This window comes from Kitasatospora sp. SC0581 (genome assembly GCF_048159585.1).
Classification (GTDB): Bacteria; Actinomycetota; Actinomycetes; order Streptomycetales; family Streptomycetaceae; genus Kitasatospora.
This window is the reverse complement of the sequence record NZ_JBLRWA010000003.1, coordinates 213,289-231,863: the sequence shown is the minus strand read 5'-3', so window position 1 is coordinate 231,863 and position 18,575 is coordinate 213,289. Positions and strand designations below refer to the sequence as shown.

Here is an 18,575-nt window from a genome sequence, read left to right as displayed (position 1 = left end):
AAGCGGCTCTGACCTGGGACTTCGATCCCGGCGGAGGCCAGTGGCGAGGAGGCGGGACCAAGCCCGTGAAGGCCCGGCTGGTACGCGCGTAGTGAGCTCCGAGCCCTCGGAAGGACCCCCCTCTTGGCCGCGCCGCGCAACGCCTCGAACAATTCCGCCGCATCCACCGCCCCGCTCCGCGTCTCGTTCGCGAAGATCAAGGAGCCCCTCGAGGTCCCCAACCTCCTGGCCCTGCAGACCGAGAGCTTTGACTGGCTGCTCGGCAACGCGGCCTGGAAGTCCCGGGTCGAGGCGGCCCTGGAGAGTGGTCAGGACGTCCCCACGAAGTCCGGTCTGGAGGAGATCTTCGAGGAGATCTCCCCGATCGAGGACTTCAGCGGGTCGATGTCGCTGACCTTCCGCGACCACCGTTTCGAGCCGCCGAAGAACTCCATTGACGAGTGCAAGGACCGCGACTTCACGTTCGCGGCCCCGCTCTTCGTCACCGCCGAGTTCACCAACAACGAGACCGGTGAGATCAAGTCTCAGACGGTCTTCATGGGCGACTTCCCGCTCATGACCCACAAGGGCACGTTCGTGATCAACGGCACCGAGCGTGTCGTCGTGTCGCAGCTGGTCCGCTCCCCGGGTGTGTACTTCGACTCCACCCTGGACAAGGTGTCCGACAAGGACATCTACTCCTGCAAGGTCATCCCCTCGCGTGGTGCCTGGCTGGAGATGGAGATCGACAAGCGCGACATGGTCGGCGTCCGCATCGACCGCAAGCGCAAGCAGTCCGTCACCGTGCTGCTCAAGGCGCTCGGCTGGACCAACGAGATGATTCTCGAGGAGTTCGGCGAGTACGAGTCGATGCGCGCCACCCTGGAGAAGGACCACACCCAGGGCCAGGACGACGCGCTGCTGGACATCTACCGCAAGCTGCGCCCGGGCGAGCCGCCCACGCGCGAGGCCGCGCAGACGCTTCTGGAGAACCTCTACTTCAACCCGAAGCGCTACGACCTCGCGAAGGTCGGCCGTTACAAGGTCAACCGCAAGCTGGGCAACGCCGAGTCGCTGGACTCCGGCGTGCTCACCGAGCCCGACATCATCGGTGCGATCAAGTACCTGGTGAAGCTGCACGCGGGCGAGACCGAGTGGCGTGACGACGAGGGCCGCGACATCGTGGTCGAGGTCGACGACATCGACCACTTCGGCAACCGCCGCCTGCGCAACGTCGGCGAGCTCATCCAGAACCAGGTCCGTACGGGTCTCGCCCGTATGGAGCGCGTCGTGCGCGAGCGCATGACCACCCAGGACGTCGAGGCGATCACGCCGCAGACCCTGATCAACATCCGGCCGGTCGTCGCCTCCATCAAGGAGTTCTTCGGCACCAGCCAGCTGTCGCAGTTCATGGACCAGACGAACCCGCTGTCGGGCCTGACCCACAAGCGTCGTCTGTCCGCGCTCGGCCCCGGCGGTCTCTCCCGTGAGCGCGCCGGCTTCGAGGTCCGTGACGTGCACCCCTCGCACTACGGCCGCATGTGTCCGATCGAGACGCCCGAAGGCCCGAACATCGGTCTGATCGGCTCGCTGGCCTCGTACGGCCGGGTCAACGCGTTCGGCTTCATCGAGACGCCGTACCGCAAGGTCGTCGACGGTGTGGTCACCGAGAAGGTCGACTACCTGACGGCCGACGAGGAGGACCGCTACGTCATCGCCCAGGCGAACGCCCCGCTGACCGCGGACCTGCACTTCGCCGAGCCGCGTGTCCTGGTCCGCCGCCGTGGCGGCGAGATCGACTACATCCCGGGCTCCGAGATCGACTACATGGACGTCTCGCCGCGCCAGATGGTGTCGGTCGCGACCGCCATGATCCCGTTCCTCGAGCACGACGACGCCAACCGCGCGCTCATGGGCTCGAACATGATGCGCCAGGCGGTGCCGCTGCTGAAGAGCGAGGCCCCGCTGGTCGGTACCGGCATGGAGTACCGCTGCGCCGTCGACGCCGCGGACGTCATCACCGCCGAGAAGGCCGGTGTCGTCCAGGAGGTCTCGGCCGACTACGTCACCGTGGCCAACGACGACGGCACGTACACCACGTACCGCGCCGCCAAGTTCACCCGCTCCAACCAGGGCACCGCCTTCAACCAGAAGGTGCTCGTGGACGAGGGCGCCCGGGTCGAGGTCAACCAGGTGCTGGCCGACGGCCCGTGCACCGACGAGGGCGAGATGGCCCTCGGCAAGAACCTGCTCGTGGCGTTCATGTCGTGGGAGGGTCACAACTACGAGGACGCGATCATCCTGTCGCAGCGCCTCGTGCAGGACGACGTCCTCTCCTCGATCCACATCGAGGAGCACGAGGTCGACGCCCGTGACACCAAGCTCGGCCCCGAGGAGATCACCCGGGACATCCCGAACGTCTCCGAGGAGGTCCTGGCCGACCTCGACGAGCGCGGCATCATCCGCATCGGCGCCGACGTCGTCACCGGCGACATCCTGGTCGGCAAGGTCACGCCCAAGGGCGAGACCGAGCTGACCCCGGAGGAGCGCCTGCTCCGCGCGATCTTCGGCGAGAAGGCCCGTGAGGTCCGCGACACCTCGCTGAAGGTGCCGCACGGTGAGTCCGGCAAGGTCATCGGCGTCCGCGTCTTCGACCGCGAAGAGGGCGACGAGCTGCCCCCGGGCGTCAACCAGCTGGTCCGCGTCTACGTGGCCCAGAAGCGCAAGATCACCAACGGTGACAAGCTCGCCGGCCGTCACGGCAACAAGGGCGTCATCTCGAAGATCCTGCCGGTCGAGGACATGCCGTTCCTGGAGGACGGCACCCCGGTCGACATCATCCTCAACCCGCTGGGTGTCCCGTCCCGAATGAACCCGGGACAGGTCCTGGAGATCCACCTCGGATGGCTCGCCAAGCAGGGCTGGGACGTCTCCGGCCTCGCCGACGAGTGGGCCCAGCGCCTCCAGGCGATCGGCGCCGACACGGTCGAGGGCGGCACCAACCTCGCCACCCCGGTCTTCGACGGCGCCCGCGAGGACGAGATCACCGGCCTGCTGGACAACACCACCCTCACCCGTGACGGTGAGCGCCTGGTGAACTCCACCGGCAAGGCCCGGCTGTTCGACGGCCGCTCCGGCGAGCCGTTCCCGATGCCGGTCTCGGTCGGCTACATGTACATCCTCAAGCTGCACCACCTGGTCGACGACAAGCTGCACGCCCGCTCGACCGGTCCGTACTCGATGATCACCCAGCAGCCGCTCGGTGGTAAGGCGCAGTTCGGTGGTCAGCGCTTCGGTGAGATGGAGGTGTGGGCCCTCGAGGCGTACGGCGCCGCCTACGCGCTCCAGGAGCTGCTCACCATCAAGTCCGACGACGTCCTCGGCCGCGTCAAGGTCTACGAGGCCATCGTCAAGGGCGAGAACATCCCCGAGCCCGGCATTCCCGAGTCCTTCAAGGTCCTCATCAAGGAAATGCAGTCGCTCTGCCTCAACGTGGAGGTGCTGTCCTCGGACGGCCAGTCCATCGAGATGCGGGACTCCGACGAGGACGTGTTCCGCGCCGCCGAGGAGCTCGGCATCGACCTGTCCCGGCGCGAGCCCAGCAGCGTCGAAGAGGTCTGACGGAGGTTGGGCCGGCCGCAGCAGCGGCCGGCCCGCCCCCAGGCCCCCCTCAGACCACATGAACGACTCTCGACTTACGAAAGAGGGCTTGACGACCAGTGCTTGACGTCAACTTCTTCGACGAGCTCCGCATCGGCCTGGCCACCGCCGACGACATCCGCCAGTGGTCGCACGGCGAGGTCAAGAAGCCGGAGACCATCAACTACCGCACCCTGAAGCCGGAAAAGGACGGGCTCTTCTGCGAGAAGATCTTCGGCCCCACCCGGGACTGGGAGTGCTACTGCGGTAAGTACAAGCGCGTCCGCTTCAAGGGCATCATCTGCGAGCGCTGCGGCGTCGAGGTGACCCGCGCCAAGGTGCGCCGTGAGCGGATGGGCCACATCGAGCTGGCCGCCCCGGTCACCCACATCTGGTACTTCAAGGGCGTGCCGTCCCGCCTGGGCTACCTGCTGGACCTGGCGCCGAAGGACCTCGAGAAGGTCATCTACTTCGCCGCCTACATGATCACCTGGGTCGACGACGAGCGCCGCCAGCGCGACCTGCCGTCCCTGGAGGCGCACGTCTCGGTCGAGCGCCAGCAGATCGAGAACCGCCGCGACTCCGACCTCGAGGCCCGCGCCAAGAAGGCCGAGACCGACCTGGCCGAGCTGGAGGCCGAGGGCGCCAAGGCCGACGTGCGCCGCAAGGTGCGCGAGGGCGCCGAGCGCGAGATGAAGCAGCTGCGCGACCGCGCGCAGCGCGAGCTCGACCGCCTCGACGAGGTGTGGGCCCGCTTCAAGAACCTCAAGGTCCAGGACCTCGAGGGCGACGAGCTGCTCTACCGCGAGCTGCGCGACCGCTTCGGCACCTACTTCTCCGGCTCGATGGGCGCGGCGGCCCTCAAGGACCGCCTCGAGACCTTCGACCTGGCGGAGGAGTCCGAGCGCCTGCGCGAGATCATCCGCACCGGCAAGGGCCAGAAGAAGACCCGTGCGCTCAAGCGCCTCAAGGTCGTCTCCGCGTTCCTGCAGACCACCAACAAGCCCAACGGCATGGTGCTGGACTGCGTCCCGGTCATCCCGCCGGACCTGCGTCCGATGGTGCAGCTGGACGGTGGCCGCTTCGCGACCTCCGACCTGAACGACCTGTACCGCCGCGTCATCAACCGCAACAACCGCCTGAAGCGCCTGCTCGACCTCGGTGCCCCCGAGATCATCGTGAACAACGAGAAGCGCATGCTCCAGGAGGCCGTCGACGCGCTGTTCGACAACGGCCGCCGCGGCCGTCCGGTCACCGGCCCGGGCAACCGCCCGCTGAAGTCCCTCAGCGACATGCTGAAGGGCAAGCAGGGTCGTTTCCGTCAGAACCTCCTCGGCAAGCGAGTCGACTACTCGGCCCGTTCGGTCATCGTCGTCGGCCCGCAGCTCAAGCTGCACCAGTGCGGTCTGCCGAAGGCCATGGCGCTGGAGCTCTTCAAGCCGTTCGTGATGAAGCGCCTGGTGGACCTGAACCACGCGCAGAACATCAAGTCGGCCAAGCGCATGGTCGAGCGCGCCCGTCCGGTCGTGTGGGACGTCCTCGAAGAGGTCATCGCCGAGCACCCGGTCCTGCTGAACCGTGCGCCCACCCTGCACCGCCTCGGCATCCAGGCCTTCGAGCCGCAGCTGGTCGAGGGCAAGGCCATCCAGATCCACCCGCTCGTCTGCACCGCGTTCAACGCGGACTTCGACGGTGACCAGATGGCCGTCCACCTGCCGCTCTCCGCGGAGGCGCAGGCCGAGGCCCGCATCCTGATGCTGTCCTCGAACAACATCCTGAAGCCGGCCGACGGTCGCCCCGTCACCATGCCGACCCAGGACATGGTGCTCGGTCTGTTCTTCCTGACCTCGGACCGCGACAACGTGAAGGGCGCCGGCCGCACCTTCTCGTCGACCGCCGAGGCGATCATGGCCTTCGACGCCCGCGACCTGGACGTCCAGGCCCCGATCGAGCTGCGCCTGCCGGCCGGCACCGTCCCGCCGCGCGGCTGGACCCCGCCGGTGGACGAGGAGGGCCAGTCCGGCTGGTTCGACGGCGAGCCGTTCCGCCTGACCACCACCCTGGGCCGCGCGCTCTTCAACGAGCTGCTGCCCGAGGACTACCCGTTCGTCGACTACGAGGTGGGCAAGAAGCAGCTCTCCGCGATCGTCAACGACCTGGCGGAGCGCTACCCCAAGGTCGTCGTCGCGGCGACGCTGGACAACCTGAAGGCGGCCGGCTTCCACTGGTCGACCCGCTCGGGTGTCACCGTCTCGATCTCGGACGTCGTCGTCCCGCCGAACAAGCCCCAGATCCTGGAGGGCTACGAGGCGAAGGCGGAGAAGGTCCAGCGTCAGTACGAGCGCGGCCTGATCACCAACGACGAGCGCAAGCAGGAGCTCATCGGCATCTGGACCCAGGCGACCAACGAGGTCGCCGAGGCCATGAACGAGAACTTCCCGAAGACGAACCCCATCTTCATGATGGTCGACTCGGGTGCTCGTGGAAACATGATGCAGATGCGCCAGATCGCCGGTATGCGTGGTCTGGTGTCGAACGCCAAGAACGAGACCATCCCGCGACCCATCAAGGCGTCGTTCCGTGAGGGTCTGTCCGTGCTGGAGTACTTCATCTCCACCCACGGTGCCCGTAAGGGTCTGGCCGACACCGCCCTCCGTACCGCCGACTCCGGCTACCTCACCCGTCGTCTGGTCGACGTCTCCCAGGACGTCATCATTCGCGAGGAGGACTGCGGCACCGAGCGCGGCCTGAAGCTGGCGATCGGCTCCGTGGGCCCGGACGGCGTGCTGCGCAAGGCCGACGACGTCGAGACCAGCGTCTACGCCCGCATGCTGGCCGAGGACATCACGGTGGACGGCAAGCTCCTCGCCACCGCCAACACGGACCTCGGCGACGTCCTGATCGACGAGCTGATCCGCCACGGCATCGGCGAGGTCAAGACCCGCTCGATCCTGACCTGTGAGTCGGCCGTCGGCACCTGCGCCATGTGCTACGGGCGCTCGCTGGCCACCGGCAAGCTGGTCGACATCGGTGAGGCGGTCGGCATCATCGCCGCCCAGTCCATCGGTGAGCCCGGTACCCAGCTGACCATGCGTACCTTCCACACCGGTGGTGTGGCCGGTGACGACATCACCCAGGGTCTGCCGCGTGTCGTCGAGCTCTTCGAGGCCCGTACCCCCAAGGGTGTGGCCCCGATCTCGGAGGCGCAGGGCCGGGTCCGGATCGAGGACACCGAGAAGACCCGCAAGCTGGTCGTCACCCCGGACGACGGCAGCGACGAGATCGCCTACCCGGTCTCGAAGCGCGTGAAGCTGCTGGTCAGCGAGGGCGAGGCGGTCGAGGTCGGCCAGAAGCTGACCATGGGTGCCACCAACCCGCACGACGTCCTGCGCATCATGGGCCAGCGTGCCGTCCAGGTCCACCTGGTCGCCGAGGTCCAGAAGGTCTACAACTCGCAGGGTGTGTCGATCCACGACAAGCACATCGAGATCATCATCCGGCAGATGCTCCGCCGCGTGACGATCATCGAGTCGGGCGACGCCGAGCTGCTGCCCGGCGAGCTGGTCGAGCGCGGTCGCTTCGAGCAGGAGAACCGCCGCGTCGTCGCCGAGGGCGGTCACCCCGCCTCCGGCCGTCCGCAGCTGATGGGTATCACCAAGGCCTCGCTGGCCACCGAGTCCTGGCTGTCGGCCGCCTCCTTCCAGGAGACGACCCGGGTCCTCACCGACGCGGCGATCCACGCCAAGTCGGACCCGCTGCTGGGCCTCAAGGAGAACGTCATCCTCGGTAAGCTCATCCCGGCCGGTACGGGTCTGCCCCGCTACCGCAACATCCGGGTCGAGCCGACCGAGGAGGCCAAGGCCGCGATGTACTCGGCCGTCGGCTACGACGACTACGACCTGTCGCCCTTCGGCGCCGGCTCCGGCCAGGCGGTCCCGCTGGACGACTACGACTACGGCCCGTACACCGGCTGAGTCGCGCGTCACTGACGCAGGGCGGTCACCCCTCACGGGGTGGCCGCCCTGCGGCGTTCCCGGGGGCCGTCAGGGGCCTTCGGGGCAGGCCGGGCAGCCGGACCCGCCGGGGGCGGCGGGGAGCCTTCAGGGGGCGGACGGAAGCCGATTAGGTCATTCGGCGGAAGTCGCGTAGAGTCGTGTTTACCGACGCGGGGTGGAGCAGCTCGGTAGCTCGCTGGGCTCATAACCCAGAGGTCGCAGGTTCAAATCCTGTCCCCGCTACAAAGAAGAAGGGCCCGGAGGCATCAAGCCTCCGGGCCCTTCGGCGTTTCCCGGGGCCGGCGGCGCTCCCGGGCCGGCGCCCCCGGAATTTCGGTGGCCGGGGCCGGGCCGCCGCCCGTACCGTCCGGGGTATGAACGCGAAGCGCCCCCTGATCGCCGTGCTCACCGGCGCGGGCATCTCGACGGACTCCGGCATCCCCGACTACCGCGGCCCGCAGGGCCTGTGGCAGAAGGACCCGTCGGCCGAGGAGCTGGTCACCATCGGGCCGTACCGGGACGATCCGCAGGTGCGCCGGCGGGCCTGGCGGATGCGGCTGGAGACGGGCGCACTGGCCGCCGAGCCGAACGCCGGGCACCGGGCGCTGGTCGACCTGGAGCGCTCCGGTCTGCCGCTGCGGGTGCTCACCCAGAACATCGACGGGCTGCACCAGAAGTCCGGGCTGCCCGCCCGCAAGGTGCTCGAACTGCACGGCACGGCCCGGGAGACGCAGTGCCTGCGCTGCCGGGTGGTCGGGCCGATGGCGGAGGCGCTGGCGCGGGTCGAGGCGGGGGAGCCGGACCCGGCGTGCCGGGCCTGCGGGGGGATCCTGAAGCCGCGCGTGGTGATGTTCGGCGAGAACCTCGACCCGGAGGTGCTCGGGCAGGCCGACGCGATCGTTCGGGCCTGCGACGTGTTCATCGCGGTCGGCACCAGCCTCCAGGTGTTCCCGGTGGCGGCGCTGCCGCTCGACGCGGTGCGGAGCGGGGCGGAGCTGATCATCGTGAACGGCGAGCCGACGCCGTACGACGGGGCCGCGGCCGAGGTGATCCGGGAGCCGATCTCCCGGGCGCTCCCGGAGCTGGTGCGCCGACTTGTCCTGGAGCGGGCCTGAGCAGGGGCCGGAAGGGTCATATTCCCGGACGTACCGCGTGCGTACGATGATCCTTCCGGCTTCCCCCCTCTGGCCTGGAGTGATCGACCGATGACGACGACGGCGAAGTTCGACCCCTGGTCGGCGGCGTTCGTGGCCCACCCGTACGACGCGTACGCCGAGCTGCGCGAGCACGCGCCGGTGACGTACTTCGAGCCGACGAACCAGTGGCTCGTCTCCCGCCACGAGGACGTCAGCGCCCTGCTGCGCGACCGCCGGCTGGGCCGCACCTACACCCACCGCTTCAGCCACGCGGAGTTCGGCCGCCCCGAGCCCGACCCGGCGCACGAGCCCTTCCACACCCTCAACGACAACGGGCTGCTGGACCTGGAGGCCCCCGACCACACCCGGATCCGCCGGCTGGTCTCCAAGGCCTTCACCCCGCGCATGGTTGAGGGCCTGCGCCCCACCGTGCGGCGGCTGGCCGGCGAGCTGGTCGACGAGCTGCTCGCGGCCGGCGGCGGCGACCTGATCGCCACCGTCGCCGAGCCGCTGCCGGTCGCCGTGATCGCCGAGATGCTCGGCGTGCCGGAGGGCGACCGGCACCTGCTGCGGCCGTGGTCCGCCGACATCACCGGGATGTTCGAGCTCAACCCCGGCGAGGAGGCCGCCCGCCGGGCCGTCACCGCCAGCACCGAGTTCTCCGACTACCTGCGCACCCTGATCCGCGAGCGCCGGGCGGCCCCGGGCTCGGACCTGATCAGCGCGCTGATCCAGGCCCAGGAGGGCTCCGACGCGCTCAGCGAGCAGGAGATGATCTCCACCTGCGTGCTGCTGCTCAACGCCGGCCACGAGGCGACCGTCAACACCACCGGCAACGGCTGGTGGGCGCTGTTCCGCAACCCCGGGGAGCTCGCCCGGCTGCGCGGCTCGGTGGACGAACTGCTGCCCACCGCCGTCGAGGAACTGATGCGCTGGGACACCCCGCTGCAGATGTTCGAGCGCTGGGTGCTGGAGGACATCGAGGTCCGCGGCGTCACCGTCCCGCGCGGCGCCGAGATCGCCCTGCTCTTCGGCTCCGCCAACCGCGACCCCGAGCGCTTCGCCGACCCGGACCGCCTCGACCTCGGCCGCACCGACAACCCGCACATCACCTTCGGTGCCGGAATCCACTTCTGTCTCGGCGCCCCGCTTGCCAGACTGGAGCTCACCGAGTCCTACGGCACCCTGCTGCGCCGGGCGCCGGGCCTGCGGCTGGTCCGCGAGCCCGAGTGGAACCCGGGCTACGTGATCCGGGGGCTCAAGGAGCTGCTGGTCGAGGTCTGACGACTGAGGGGGAGAGGGCCGTGGGCAAGGCGACAGGGGCGCTGCTGGGGCTGGCGATCGGGGACGCGCTGGGCCACCGCACCGAGTTCGACGAGATCGAGCACATCGCCCAGTACTGCGAGGACTGGCGGCAACTGCCCTTGCCCAAGCCCGCGTTGGTCACCGACGACACCCAGATGACCCTCGCCCTCGGCCGCGGCCTGCGCACCGCCCTGGCGCGCGGGCCGCTCACCCCCCTCCGGCTGGTGCGGCCCGTCCGCGAGGAGTTCGTCGACTGGTGGCGCTCCCCGCAGAACAACCGGGCCCCCGGCATGACCTGCCTGCGCGCCTGCGAGCGGCTCAGCCACGACGAGTACCGCTGGCAGCAGGCCAGCGATGTCGGCTCCAAGGGCTGCGGCGCCAACATGCGGGTCGCCCCGATCGGGCTGATCCGCGAACTGGACGCCCGGCAGCTGTCCGGCGCCGCCCAGCTGCAGTCCGCGCTCACCCACGGCCACCCGACCGCGCTCGCCGCCGGCGACCTCACCGCGTACGCCGTCCGCAAGCTGGCCGAGGGCGTCCCGCCCGCCGGGCTGCCGGCGGTGCTGCGGGCGTACGCGCTGGCGAGCCGCGAGCGCTACGACGAGTTCTGGCTCGGCGACCTCGCCGACCGCTGGTACGGCAGCTCCCCGCAGGCCGTCATCGCCCGCGGCTGGGACGACTGCCTCACGGTGCTCGACCAGCTGGAGGCCGCCCTCGCCGCCCCCGACGTCGAGGCCGACCCCTGCCTGGCCACCGGCGAGGGCTGGGTCGCCGAGGAGGCCTTCGGCACCGGCCTGCTCTGCTTCCTGCTGCTGCCCGACGACCCGGTCGCCACCGTCCGGAGGGCCGCCTACTCCAGCGGCGACTCCGACTCCCTCGCCTGCCTGGCCGGCGCCTTCGCGGGCGCCCACCACGGCGAGGCGGCCTGGCCGGCCGACTGGGTGGAGCGGATCGAGCACCGGGACGAACTGCTGGAGCTCGGGGCGCTCTGGGACTGACGCCGTACGGGCCGGAACCCGATCCGGGGGCGGCGCGTCGAAGGGCCATGACGAACCGCAGCACCGGAACCCGTCGCACCCTCCGCCGCCCGGCGGCGCTGCTCCTCGCGGCCGCGCTCGCCACGCCGCTGCTCGCCGGCTGCGGCGGCACCGGAGCCGCCGCGCCCGTGGAGCTCCGGGCGGCCGCGCCCGCGAGCCGCCCGGCCGTCGACCCGGCGCAGGTGGCCGCCACCGCGGCCGCCACCGACGCCTTCGGCCTCGACCTCCTGCACGCCCTGACCGCCCAGCCGGACGCCGCCGGCGGCAACCTCGTGGTCTCGCCGTCCGGCCTGGCCACCCTGCTCGCGATGCTGCTGCCCGGCGCCCGCGGCGCCACCGCCGGGGAACTGGCCAAGGCCTTGCACACCGAGCTCGACCCGCTGCAGTACGCGCTCGCCACCGGCGCGCTGAACCGGCCGGTCCCGGCCACCGACCGGCTCACCCTGCGCCGCAGCGACGACCTCTGGACGCAGCAGGGCCTGGCCGTCGAGCCGGGCTACCTGGCCGACCTGGCCGCCGCCTTCGACACCGGCGTGCACCAGGCCGACTTCGCCAAGGACCCGGACGGGGCCCGCAAGACCGTCAACGCGGCCGTGGAGAAGGCCACCGACGGCCGGATCAAGGACCTGTTCGGCCGGGACGCGATCACCCCGAGCACCCGGCTGGTGCTCACCGACGCGCTCTACCTGAAGGCCCGGTGGGCCGCCGCCTTCAAGCCCTCGCACACCGCCGACCGCCCGTTCCACAAGCTCGACGGCTCCACCCCGGCCGTCCCCACGATGGCGCAGACCGGGGAGTTCAAGTACGCCGACGGCTCCGGCGGGATCCTCGGCGAGCCCTGGCAGGCCGTCGAGCTGCCGTACGCGGACGGCGCACTGGTGATGGACCTGATCGTCCCCGCGCAGGGCGGCTTCGCCGCCTTCGCCAAGGGCCTGGACCAGCCCCAGCTCGACCGCGTCCTCGGCGCCCTCGCCGAGCGGCCGGTCGACCTCCGGCTGCCGCGCTTCCGCTTCGGCACCTCGAAGGAGCTCACCCCCGCGCTGCGCTCGCTCGGCGTCTCCTCGGCCTTCGACAAGGCCGATCTCACCGGCATCGCCAAGGAGCCGCTGGTCGTCGGCACGGTGGTGCAGAAGGCCACCGTCGAGGTCGACGAGGAGGGGACGGTCGCGGCGGCCGGCAGCGGTGCCGGGGTCGAGGCGGCGGCGGCGCCGAACGCCGACCGGCCGGTCCAGCTGTACCTGGACCGGCCGTTCCTGTTCCTGATCCGGGACGCCCGGGGCGGGGCGCCGCTGTTCCTCGGCCAGGTCACCGACCCGCTGGCGAAGTAGCCGACGGGCCGGGGCGGCGTCCGAGGGGCCGCGGGCTCACCAGGCCGGGTAGCGCCCGCCGAGCGCCGGGTGCCGGGGGTCGCGGCTGCCGAACAGCACCAGCAGGTCGTCCGCGACCTGCCGCAGCTCCGCCCGGCCCTCGACCGCCCCGGCCCATTCGGCGGGCAGCGCCGCGGCGCCGTACGCCGCCCCGACCAGGTTGCCGCAGACCGCGCCGGTCGAGTCGCTGTCCCCGGAGTGGTTCACCGACAGCAGCAGCGCGGTGCGCACCGGGTCGGGGTCCAGGGTGGCCGCCAGCAGCGAGTACACGGCGATGGCCAGGCACTCCTCGGCGATCCAGCCGAGCCCGACCCGCTCCACCGTCTCCGCCGCGGGCTCGGCCTCCTGGGCCAGCCGCACCGCCCGGGCCAGCGCCTGGACGGTCTCCTTGGAGCTCGGCAGCTCGCGGATCTGCTCCACCGTCTCGCCGACCGCCGCCCACGGCTCGGTGCCGTGCGCGAGCCGCTCGACCAGCGCCGCGAAGGCGCCCGCCGCGAGGTAGCCGGTCGGGTGGCCGTGGGTGAGCTGGGCGCACTGCACCGCCAGCCCGAAGGACTGCTCGACGCCCAGCCGGGCCAGCCCGAACGGCGCCGAGCGCATCACCGTGCCGCAGCCCTTGGAACCCGGGTTGATCGGCCCGGTCAGCCCGATCGCGGACGGCGCCTCGAACACCGGGTGCTCGGACACCCCGCTCAGGCAGGCGTTGCCCGGCGCCCGCCGCGCGTACAGGAAGGGCCGGCTCAGCAGCCAGCCGTCGTACGGGCGGGGCTGCGGCCCGGTGTCCGGCGTGTCCTGGAACTGGGTGCGCAGCCAGCGCCGGTAGGCGTCGTGCACGGCCTCCGGCACCGAGCCGCCGCCGCCCGTCCAGCCGCGGACGAAGCCGCGGATCAGGCCCTCGGCGGTGAACAGCGTCATCTGGGTGTCGTCGGTGACCTCGACCGGCCCGGACCCGGCCGGCAGTGTGGTCACGCCCTGCGGCCCGTACCGGTCCTGGATCTGGTGGAGCTGCTGGAACTCCACCGGCCAGCCCAGCGCGTCGCCGATCGCTCCGCCGAGCAGCGTTCCGCGCACCCGGTCCCGGTACCCCGACTCCGCCGCCGGTTCCGTCACGTCGAGCCCCCCTTTGTTCGTGGCGGACTACGTTCTATCAGGTCCCCCGGGAGGCGGGGCGACTCCTGTGGATCTTGCGCGGGTCGGCCGGGGGACCGCCGGGGCGTGACCGCCTACCGGCGGATCGCCCCGGCGCGCCCGTGCAGCGCGGCCCGGTCGGCGGCGGCGCGTCCGGCCGCCCAGCCCACGCCGTCGCTGACCCGCACCCGCTGCGAGACCAGCTTCGGGAACAGCCGGCCGATCTCCTGGTCCACCGCCTCGGAGCGGGCGGCGAGCGCGGGCAGCAGCCGCGCGTCGGGCAGCAGCTGCTCCTCGGTGCCGTCCTCGCGCAGGTGCCGTCCGGCCGCGGCGGCGCTGGTGGCGCGCTCGGTCGCGGCGGTCAGCCGCTCGCGGATCCGCGCCGCGTACGCGACCAGGAAGGACTGCCGGAACGCCTTGCTGCGCGAGTCCTTGCGGGAGCCCGCCTTGTTGAGCGCGTGGGTGGCCTGCACCAGCAGCGAGGTGTAGAGCAGCTCGACGCCGTCCAGGTCGCCGTCGAAGCCGACCACGGTGCAGAAGCCGAACTCCTTCGCCCACACCACCCGGCACCGGTTGGCCGCCGCGACCGCGTCCAGCAGCATCGTCTTGGGGCCCTCGTACGGGTTGTCCACCCCGATCCGCAGCGCCGCCGGGGTGTCGCGGTCGGCACCGGACGCGGCCAGCAGCGCGTCGTCGATGCTGTGCTGGGCCATCAGCTGCTGGGCCTTGGCGGTCAGCGCCTCGGCCTCCTCCGGGTACTCGGTGGACTCGGCCTTGGCCAGCAGCGCCCGGATCCGCGCCAGCATCCGCGGCTCGCCGCTCACCGGCCCCGCGTGCTGCGGCCGCACCGCCTGCCCGGGGGCGGGCCCCACCGGGGCGATCGGCGGCAGCCGGCCCCAGGTGCGCAGCAGCTCCAGGGCGGCGGTGGCGAGCGCGAAGCGGTCCAGCCGGTGCCGGTCGGCGAAGGCGCCGAGGTACTCGTCGTCGCCGGACCACCACACCTCGGCCTCCAGCTCGCGCAGCTGCTCCAGCCAGCGCCGGTCCAGGGCGGCCGCGGGGTGGCGGCGGCCCTCGGCGGCGATCAGGTCCACCGCGAGGGCCAGGTGGACGGGCTTCAGCTCGCGCCGCACCACCCGGGCCAGGTCGGCCGGCCGCCACCCGGCGGACCAGCAGCGGCCGACGGCCGTGTCCGCGTACCCGAGCAGCGCCCGGCCGACCTCCGGCCACTGCCCGGCCGAGGCGGCCAGCAGCGAGGCCCCGGTGTCCAGGGCGAGGTCCAGCGCCTCCTCCGGCGCCGTCACCACCGACCGCACCGCCTGCTCCAGCAGCGGTCCGGCGGTCCCGGCCTGCTGCGCGCGCTCGCCCACGGTGTGTCCCTGCTCTCCTCGACGGTGCCACGACGGCCCGGCTCCTCCTGCCCATGATGCCGGAGTGGGCGGGGTTGCCGACGAGGTTCTGAGCGGGCGAACGAGCTGATCAGCTCAGGGGTGGCCGTGGGAATGGACCAGTCCTCGACAGTCAATAAGATGACAAATAGTCAAGGATCCTGGCGTGTAGAGGTTTAAGGATGTTGAACCAGTGGACCGAGCCCGGCCCGGCTGGCTAAACTCATGATTCGAACGAGCCCTCCGGTGATTGTGTGGCCGGTGTCCGGGAAGTGTCCTGGGTGCCTCCTCGGGGCTCCGCGCTGATCTTGCGAACGCCGTCCATACGGTGCTTCTCCTGATCGAGAGCGGGTCCGGTCATGTCGTCGTCGGAGCGACGTAGCACGTGTACGAGCCGACGTGCCCCCGGGGAGCGCTTTACGCGAGGGGGAGGGCCCCGACAAGCGGTTTGTCGGACCAGGTCAATTGGCTCACGGTGGGGGCTTCCCTTCATGGACCAGCAGTCGGTGGACCGGCATTTCTACCTCGACGACTCGGGCGCGCTCGACCAGGGGGTCTGGCTCTATGCCTGGTTGGGTGTACCGGCCCGCGACGAGGCGCGGTTTGTCGGCGAGATCGACGCGTTCCGGGCCGGCCTGCTGACTGAGTACGGCATCCCGGTCGAGTTCGAGCTGCACGCCACCAAGTTCCTCACCGGCCACGGTCGCCCTGGAGGCCAAGAGCTGGCGCCGATGGATCGCAAGCACATCGCCCAGCGGATGCTCGACCTGCTCGACGCCCAGTCCGATCTTTCCGTCGGAGCGGTCTACGCGCAGCGGGAGCTCAGGTACCGCCTGCTCCGCCGTGAGACCTTCGCCGGGACGCTTCGGCGGATCGACGTCCAGCTGGCGGCAGCGGGAGAGCGCGGGCGGCTGGTGATCGATGGCGACGGCACCGACCCGATCTACCAGGCCGTGTTCGACGAGGTCCGGCCCGCGCGGGTCGACGGGTTCGAGTTCGTCGCGGCGCACGAGAGCGGGCCCGTCCAGTTCGCCGACCTGGTCGCGTACACCGCGTTCCAGTGGGTGGTGCGGGCCCCGAAGCGGGCCTTCATGCACCACTGGTACCCGGCCCACCTGGCCAAGGCACATGGCCCCGAACGGGTCTGAGGCGGGCCCCGAGACGACGAAACCCCGGCACATGGCCGGGGTTCGTAAAAGCAGACCTGACAGCAGCATTCACAGTCATCAGGACCACGGACCTACTGTACCGCCGCCCGACGGCAAAGGCCATGCCATAGACCCCAGGATTCCAACCCAACATGCTCGACAAGCGAAGGGACTGCTGTGACTGCACCCATTGAATTCAAGGAACCAGGCCGTTCTGGGCAGGAGATCGGCAACCCGACGCTGCCCGAGCAGCGAGGGCCGGAAAGCCTGAACTTCGTCCTCAAGGGCGAGGAGTTCACCATCAGTGGCTTCGAGCGCCAGCTCCCGGAGCTCTCCTCCGCCACCGCCCGCGGCAGGCTGGTCAGGGCCGGCCTCGCTGATTCCGGAACGGCCCTCGACGAGGACGGCTGGCACACGGTTGCCCGCGCTGTCGTTCACCCCGAGGCCATTGCCGCACAGCTGCGCACCCAGACCGGTCTCGCTTCCGCGCTGATCGAGGAGCACGTCGAGGGTGCGACCCTGCGGTCCATCCATGCGCGGGTCTGGCTCACGGAACTGTTCCCCGGGCTCCAACCCAGGACGGGACAGGAGGCGCTGCCGATTCCGGACCCGGTGGTCCGAGGGGTCCTGGACAGCGCCGAGGGGCAGCCGATCGGCCAGCCACTGGCCATGGTTTCGTACCTCTACAAGGACCAGCAGCACCTGCGGGACCACCTGCGGCAGACCATCGTCTATACGCGGGACGCTAATCCGAATCCGTACGACCAGTCCATCTTGGCGCGCCGGATCACACGCGCGGTGATCGCGCACCCGTGCCGGCTGGAGTTTGAGGACGGGACCGACAGCATCAACGTGCTGGTGGTGAGGGATGGCATCACCCGGATCACCAGCGCGTGGGCCCTGCTGGCCGGTGACGATGCCAAGCCGGACGAGATTGCCCGGGCTGCGTCGGACCTGTTGCTGGCCGAGAAGCCGACGCGCCGCAATGCGGCCGAGCGGAGCCTGAGCCAGCGGCATGCGTTGGGCCGCCAGGACGAGCTGGAGCAGCTCCGCGGCGAGTTCCTGCGCGGGCTCGGCGATCCACCCTCCGATCGGGCGGTGCGGATCGGTCAGACGCTCGTCGTGCCGGCGCAGATCGCGGTCGGCCTGCAGGCCTACCCGGGTGGTGTCTTGCCGGATGCCGAACTTTTCGACGACGCGGTGCGGAGCATCCTCGCCGCAGTGCACGTGGAGTTCAAGGGCTGGGACTCGGCCGCGCAGAACGTCGAGGTCGGGTCTCGCGCGTTGCGCCGCGTGCTGCTCTCTAAATCGGTGAGGCGAACCGCCGGATCGGCGGATCTGGCCGAGGTCGTGGATCTCGCGGTCGGCCGGATCAGGCCTGACCAGGTGCCCCGAGTGTTTGGTGATCGAGAGATTCCGCCGACGCCGCTCTGGCGGGCCGTCTACCTGGTGCACGCGCTGACCCGGTCCGCGCTTTACCGGGAGGTGAAGCGTCACGCGATGGACATCAAGGGCACGCGGGCAATGACCTTCCGTGGCTATGCGGAGCTGCTCGGCCCGGTCGTCGACCACCCGTGGCGGGCGGCGAAGAAGGCGGTCCTCCAGCAGGCACGCAACGCCTGGGGCAACGGCGGTGTGCTCACCGACGATGTACTCAAGAAGGATTGGGAGCCGGTGCCGACCGCCCGCTTCACTGATCTGGTGCCGGACGCCCTGGAGGGTGACCTTGACGCTCGGATGACCCTCGCGGTGGCCGGCGGCATCGCGCTCATCACGGACAAGCTGCTGACCAGGAACGTGGGATCGGCGGTGGGGCGTACCGTCCCGTTCCGTGCTGACGTGCACGCTGTGGTGGCAGGGCTGTCCGGGCCGGGGAACGAGGCCGGCCTCTGGCTCCTGGCGTACGCAGCCGACCGCTTCGAGCCGGACCGCCAGGCCAAGAACTCCCTGACCGATGCCCAGCTGAGCCGGGTGACCGATCTGACCACGTACTACACGTACGTCGATGTCGACCTAAGGCAGCCGGACCGGGTGGCACGGGACGCGTCCGGGGTGGAGATAGCGCTGGGTCAGTACCGGGTGGTGGCGGCCTCCGACCCGGTGCTCACCGAGCAGATGGAAGCCAAGCGGCGGGAGGAGTCCGGGGGCCAGCCGCTCTCGCTCAACGAGCAGATCGCGCAGGAGCGCTCTGGTCTGCTGAAGGCTCTGGAGACCGCCGAGGACCGTCTGAACAACCTGACGGAGCTCACCACGAGCAGCACGCTGAACGCCTTCGGTTCCAAGGCTGAATGGGAACCGCTCTACAAGCTCTCCCTGAAGCTCCAGAACGCCATCTACAACGGTGGGACCACCATCCCCGGCACCGAGGTGTTCGCGGGCGATGAGGAGTACGAGGAGGAGGAGGAGTAGCAGATCCACGACGGTGGGCCCGGGCCTCAGGTTCGGGCCCACCGTCG

At 70.6% G+C, this 18,575-nt stretch carries 10 protein-coding genes and 1 tRNA gene; 9 read left to right on the top strand and 2 right to left on the bottom strand.

Annotated features, from left to right (window positions below):
• Nucleotides 1–123: 123 nt before the first annotated feature.
• The 7 genes from rpoB to ACLWS4_RS07245 all read left to right on the top strand — a co-directional run bounded on the left by rpoB (nucleotide 124) and on the right by ACLWS4_RS07245 (nucleotide 12,419).
• Nucleotides 124–3,600, top strand: a complete 3,477-nt coding sequence (gene rpoB, locus ACLWS4_RS07275; protein WP_074003975.1) for a DNA-directed RNA polymerase subunit beta — start codon at nucleotides 124–126, stop codon at nucleotides 3,598–3,600.
• A gap of 98 nt (nucleotides 3,601–3,698) precedes the next feature.
• Nucleotides 3,699–7,592, top strand: coding sequence for a DNA-directed RNA polymerase subunit beta' (locus ACLWS4_RS07270; protein ID WP_074003974.1), 3,894 nt, complete (start codon nucleotides 3,699–3,701; stop codon nucleotides 7,590–7,592).
• 190 nt (nucleotides 7,593–7,782) lie between these two features.
• A tRNA-Met gene (locus ACLWS4_RS07265) sits at nucleotides 7,783–7,856 on the top strand.
• 131 nt (nucleotides 7,857–7,987) lie between these two features.
• Nucleotides 7,988–8,728 (top strand): SIR2 family NAD-dependent protein deacylase, encoded by a 741-nt coding sequence (locus ACLWS4_RS07260; RefSeq protein WP_375876148.1) that lies wholly within the window; start codon nucleotides 7,988–7,990, stop codon nucleotides 8,726–8,728.
• 90 nt (nucleotides 8,729–8,818) lie between these two features.
• Complete coding sequence (locus ACLWS4_RS07255) at nucleotides 8,819–10,033, top strand: cytochrome P450 (RefSeq protein WP_387829476.1); 1,215 nt, start codon at nucleotides 8,819–8,821, stop codon at nucleotides 10,031–10,033.
• A complete protein-coding gene (locus tag ACLWS4_RS07250) occupies nucleotides 10,030–11,052 on the top strand; it encodes an ADP-ribosylglycohydrolase family protein (RefSeq protein WP_416873752.1) in 1,023 nt (340 codons plus the stop codon). Before ACLWS4_RS07255 ends, ACLWS4_RS07250 begins: the two co-directional genes overlap by 4 nt.
• Nucleotides 11,053–11,099: 47 nt before the next feature.
• The gene (locus ACLWS4_RS07245; RefSeq protein ID WP_416873602.1) at nucleotides 11,100–12,419 is read left to right on the top strand and encodes a serpin family protein; all 1,320 of its coding nucleotides are present in this window, start codon (nucleotides 11,100–11,102) and stop codon (nucleotides 12,417–12,419) included.
• A gap of 36 nt (nucleotides 12,420–12,455) precedes the next feature.
• Here the strand turns inward: ACLWS4_RS07245 and ACLWS4_RS07240 are convergent, their stop codons facing one another.
• Both ACLWS4_RS07240 and ACLWS4_RS07235 read right to left on the bottom strand, forming a co-directional pair.
• Nucleotides 12,456–13,568 carry an ADP-ribosylglycohydrolase family protein gene (locus tag ACLWS4_RS07240; protein WP_416873601.1) on the bottom strand — a complete coding sequence of 371 codons (1,113 nt, stop codon included), beginning with the start codon at nucleotides 13,566–13,568 and terminating at the stop codon, nucleotides 12,456–12,458.
• A gap of 113 nt (nucleotides 13,569–13,681) precedes the next feature.
• On the bottom strand, nucleotides 13,682–14,953 hold the full coding sequence (locus tag ACLWS4_RS07235) for a DUF2786 domain-containing protein (RefSeq protein WP_074003970.1): 1,272 nt from the start codon (nucleotides 14,951–14,953) through the stop codon (nucleotides 13,682–13,684).
• Between the two features lie 509 nt (nucleotides 14,954–15,462).
• Here ACLWS4_RS07235 and ACLWS4_RS07230 point away from each other — a divergent pair.
• Both ACLWS4_RS07230 and ACLWS4_RS07225 read left to right on the top strand, forming a co-directional pair.
• Nucleotides 15,463–16,119 carry a DUF3800 domain-containing protein gene (locus tag ACLWS4_RS07230; protein ID WP_416873600.1) on the top strand — a complete coding sequence of 219 codons (657 nt, stop codon included), beginning with the start codon at nucleotides 15,463–15,465 and terminating at the stop codon, nucleotides 16,117–16,119.
• 177 nt (nucleotides 16,120–16,296) lie between these two features.
• Complete coding sequence (locus ACLWS4_RS07225) at nucleotides 16,297–18,528, top strand: hypothetical protein (RefSeq protein WP_416873599.1); 2,232 nt, start codon at nucleotides 16,297–16,299, stop codon at nucleotides 18,526–18,528.
• The last annotated feature ends 47 nt before the right edge of the window (nucleotides 18,529–18,575 follow it).